The organism is Inquilinus sp. (genome assembly GCF_057815775.1).
In genome coordinates this window covers 1-3,863 of sequence record NZ_JBYRFX010000721.1, presented here as the reverse complement: position 1 = coordinate 3,863, position 3,863 = coordinate 1, and the positions used below count along the sequence as shown (strand labels likewise).

At 71.0% G+C, this 3,863-nt stretch carries 5 protein-coding genes; 2 read left to right on the top strand and 3 right to left on the bottom strand.

Annotated elements, in window-relative coordinates; all coding sequences use genetic code 11:
• The 3 genes from AC3XYG_RS25310 to AC3XYG_RS25300 all read right to left on the bottom strand — a co-directional run.
• Nucleotides 1–314 (bottom strand): MetQ/NlpA family ABC transporter substrate-binding protein (locus tag AC3XYG_RS25310; RefSeq protein WP_489142639.1); only part of this gene is annotated, 314 nt, incomplete at its 3' end.
• Between the two features lie 33 nt (nucleotides 315–347).
• Nucleotides 348–1,400, bottom strand: a complete 1,053-nt coding sequence (locus tag AC3XYG_RS25305) for an isopenicillin N synthase family dioxygenase (RefSeq protein ID WP_489142638.1) — start codon at nucleotides 1,398–1,400, stop codon at nucleotides 348–350.
• A gap of 157 nt (nucleotides 1,401–1,557) precedes the next feature.
• Complete coding sequence (locus AC3XYG_RS25300) at nucleotides 1,558–2,388, bottom strand: EcsC family protein (protein WP_489142637.1); 831 nt, start codon at nucleotides 2,386–2,388, stop codon at nucleotides 1,558–1,560.
• 101 nt (nucleotides 2,389–2,489) lie between these two features.
• Between AC3XYG_RS25300 and AC3XYG_RS25295 the strand changes: the two genes are divergently transcribed.
• Nucleotides 2,490–3,131, top strand: a complete 642-nt coding sequence (locus AC3XYG_RS25295; RefSeq protein WP_489142636.1) for a hypothetical protein — start codon at nucleotides 2,490–2,492, stop codon at nucleotides 3,129–3,131.
• 229 nt (nucleotides 3,132–3,360) lie between these two features.
• Nucleotides 3,361–3,863, top strand: a 503-nt coding sequence (locus tag AC3XYG_RS25290; protein WP_489142635.1) for a Sir2 family NAD-dependent protein deacetylase, incomplete at its 3' end; no start/stop codon positions are given.

Genomic DNA, 3,863 nt, shown 5'->3' with positions numbered 1-3,863 from the left:
GTCGCGGCGACGGCGAAGGTCTGGCCCAGCGCCTGTTCCTGCGATCGCAGATAGGGCACGTGCTGGAAATAGTTGGCGTCGATGTCGCCATGCGCCAGCAGCTCGTTCGGATTGACGGCGGTGCTGAGCTCGATGATCTCGAGCTTCAGATCCGGCGCCTGTTGCTGGACGAAGGCCAGGATCTCGGCATGCGGCACGGGGTCGGCGGCGACGCGCAGCGGCGCGTCCTGGGCCAGGGCGGCGCCCGCCAGGACGACAGGCAAAGCGGCAGCGGCGGCCGCCCGCGCGAGGCGGGCGGTCAAGAGGCGAAGCATGAGGTTTCTCTGAGTCTTGGGTGGCGCGGCGTATCAGGGAGTGGCGGCTTGGTTCGCCAGGACATCGGCGTAATGGCGCTCGGCCACGTCGGGGTGGGAGCGCAGCCGGCCCTTCAGATAGTTCGGGCCGACATCATGGAACAGCGGGTTGTCGGGATCGCTGGCCGGGCCGCGCGCCTCGGCCGCCAGGGACGGCGGCAGGGCCAGCAGCGGCACGGTGGCATCGAGCCGGGCGCCGAGGAAGAAGGCGACCGACAGCCGGTCGGCCCCGGCCGGCGGCGTGATCACCCGGTGCACCGTGGCGCGGAGGTAGCCGTTGGTCGCCAGCTCCAAGAGCTCACCGATATTGACCACGAAGGTGCCCGGCACCGGCACGGCGTCGATCCAGCGTCCGCCCTCGCCTTCGACCTGCAGGCCGCGTTGCTGGTCCTGCAGCAGCAGGGTCAGGAACCCCGAATCCTTGTGCGCGCCGACACCCTGGTCGCTGCCGGTGGCCTCGCGGCCGGGATAGCGGATGATCTTGATGTGCTGGTTCGGCGTGTCGCCATAGATCGATTCCAGCGCATCCTCCGGCTGGTCCAGCGCCGCGGCGAAGGCGCCGAGCAGCCGGATCGCGACCCGGGTCAGCTCCGCCTGCCAGCGCAGCAGCACGGTCTTCAGCTCCGGCTGCGCCGCCGGCCACTGGTTGGGGCCCTGCAGCCGCAGCCAGACCGGCACGTCCGGCCCCTGCGGGATCACCGTCCGTTCGGCCCCGATGTCGAGCTGTTCGCGCCAGTCCGGCTGGCCACGCGTCAGCTCCCGCGCCGCACGGGTGTAGCCGCGAAAATGCGGCGAGTTGACCATCTCGACCGCCAGCTTGTCGGCGTCCGGCAGGGCGAAGAACCGGCGCGACGCGGCCCGGACGTCGTCCACCAGCGTCTCCGGCACGCCATGCCCCGCCAGGTAGAAGAAGCCGACGTCGCGCGCCGCGCTGCGCAGCCCGTCCACGAAGGCCCGGCGCGCCGACGGGCCGGCATCGAGCTGGCCGAGATCGAGCAGCGGCAACGCGAGGGTGGCGTCGGCAGTGGTGGCAAGGGCAGCGGTCATGAGTTCCGTCCTCCGGCCGGCCGCGCGGGCCGGCTGATCGACAATGGTGCGGAAACCATTCCACAAACTACACATCTGCAACAATGTTTAAATTTAAGTACATATTAATCATGCTGATTGTAGATACGCCGATGCCCAGACAGGCCCGGCCGTCGAGTCAGTCGGGTTCGAGGATCTCCGCGAAGGTCGCCGGCGCGGGGCCCTTCCGCGGGCTCACCGTCTCATAGGCCAGCCGGACGGCGGCGAGGCCGTAGGTGCGTTCCAGTCGGCGGACGACGAAATGGGCGCGCGCCAGGCGCCGGAAATGCTCGAGGAAGGCCAGATTGACCGCGGCGCCGGCCGCGGCGCCCAGCACCGGGGCGGCCTGGGCCGACAGCTTCAGCAGCACCGGGCCGCTGAACCGCGCCGCGACGACGGAGACCAACTTCGGCATCACCGCCGCGGTCGCGCTTGGCACCGCCCGGGCCAGGGCGATCCGGGTGGCGAGATAGCCGGTCTCGACCGCATCGTCCGACGGGTCGGGCCGGCCCATGGCGAACACCTTCAGGCATTCGATGGCGGTTTCGGGGCTGGACGGATCCTCTCCCGCAGCCGCGGCCTCGGCTGCGATCTGGCGCAGCAGCAGGGCGGTGGAAACCGGCAGCTCCAGCAGTGTGCCGGGCAGGCCGAAGGCACCGCCGGTGGCACCGCTGGCCGCCGACAGGCCGCGATGCAGCCAGGCCTCCGGCAACAGCGGTACGCGGCGGCCGGGCCGGCTGCGCAGCGCCACCCGCAGGGCGGTGGTCAAGGCGCGGCGGACGGCGCCGTCCAGCACCGACTGGATGCCGGCCGGCAGGTTGCGCTTCAGCGCCTCGACCGGCGTGCCGGCCAGGGCGGACAGGCGGGCGGTCAGCGAATCCTGCTCGAGCACCGCCTTCGCGGCCGCGAGGTCGGCCATGGCGTCGGGCGGCAGGGGCAGCGGAACGGGCAGCGCGGCGTTGGTCGTCATAGCCGAACAGATTGGGCCGCGCGGCAAGATGGCAAGGGCCACCGGTGGGGGTCACACAGTGTTCATTGCGCCCATCCGGGCTGGTCGTTCATGATACGTTCATGACCATCGCCCCGACCTCCCCCACGCCCGCCGAACCGGCCGATCCAGGCCGGGCGCTGGCGTTGAAGCAGATCCAGCGCCTGGACCGGCTGGCCGAGATGGCGATGGAGCAGGCCGAGGTGATGCACACCGAGGTGATCGACCCGCCGCGGCCCGAACTAGGCGCGCCGGCCGATCCGGCCGCCATCCGGGCCCGGATCACGGAGGCCAGAGCCGCGTTCCAGCGCCACGCCCGGGTGGTGGTCCAGATCACGGCGGTGCAATCCCGTATCGCTCGTGTTCTCTATGGGCCGCAGCAGGCGGTCGCGACCACACAAGCCGAAACGGCCGACCAGGTGCGCAAGCAGTGGCGCAAGCGCCGGGTCAAATGCATCGTCGAAGAAGCCATCGCCCAGTGCGAGCCGGGCAATCCCTTGCCCCTGGTGTTCAAGCTGAAGGACCGGCTCAGAGGGCTCGATCCCGATCTGGACCCGGATTTCCAGGGCCACCCCCTGGGCGCGACCGTCGCCCTGATCTGCCGGCACCTCGGCCTCAAGCCCGACTGGTCGCAATGGGCCGGCGAGGACTGGGCCCTGGCCGAAGCCCGCGACCGGGCGCCGGGCTCGCCCTATGCCGGGCCATCCCCGCCCGACACCGGCTGACGTGGGCTGGGCAGCACCCATGTCCGCTTTCCCGAGTGAGCCGGCCTCGCCCACCAGCACCGTCATCGCGAGGAGCGAAGCGACGTGGCGATCCAGGCTGTCGCCGCCTCTGGCTGCAAGACTGGATCGCGTCGCTCCGCTCGCGATGACGGTGTGGGGAAGTGGCAAAGGAGACACCCCACACCGATCCCCGGTTGAGGACGCCGCCTGTCCCCGCCATGATCGCGGGATGCAGCGCATCGAGCCCGGCGATCCCATCGTGATCCTGACCGGGGCCGGCATCTCGAATGAGAGCGGCCTCGACACCTTCCGTGACGCCGGCGGCATCTGGACCCGGGTCCGGCTGGAGGATGTGGCGACGCCCGAGGCCTTCGCCCACGACCCCGACCTGGTGCATGAGTTCTACAACGCCCGGCGCCGCACCCTGGCCAATCCCGCCGTGCAGCCCAACGCGGCGCATGCGGCGCTGGTGCGGCTGGAACAGGACTGGCCGGGGCCGGTGCTGCTGGTCACCCAGAATGTCGACGACCTGCACGACCGCGCCGGCAGCCGCCGCCTGATCCACATGCACGGCCAGCTGGCCCGGGCCCGCTGCGAATCCTGCGGCGGCGGTTGCGACTGGGCCGGCGACCTGTCGGTCGACACCCCCTGCCCCGCCTGCGGCACCAGCGGCGGCATGCGGCCGGATGTGGTGTGGTTCGGCGAGATGCCGCTGGCGATGGCGGAGATCGA

Coding starts and splice junctions, on each gene's coding strand:
- AC3XYG_RS25305 (WP_489142638.1), bottom strand. CDS start 1,400: ATGACCGCTGCCCTTGCCACCACTGCCGACGCCACCCTCGCGTTGCCG.
- AC3XYG_RS25300 (WP_489142637.1), bottom strand. CDS start 2,388: ATGACGACCAACGCCGCGCTGCCCGTTCCGCTGCCCCTGCCGCCCGAC.
- AC3XYG_RS25295 (WP_489142636.1), top strand. CDS start 2,490: ATGACCATCGCCCCGACCTCCCCCACGCCCGCCGAACCGGCCGATCCA.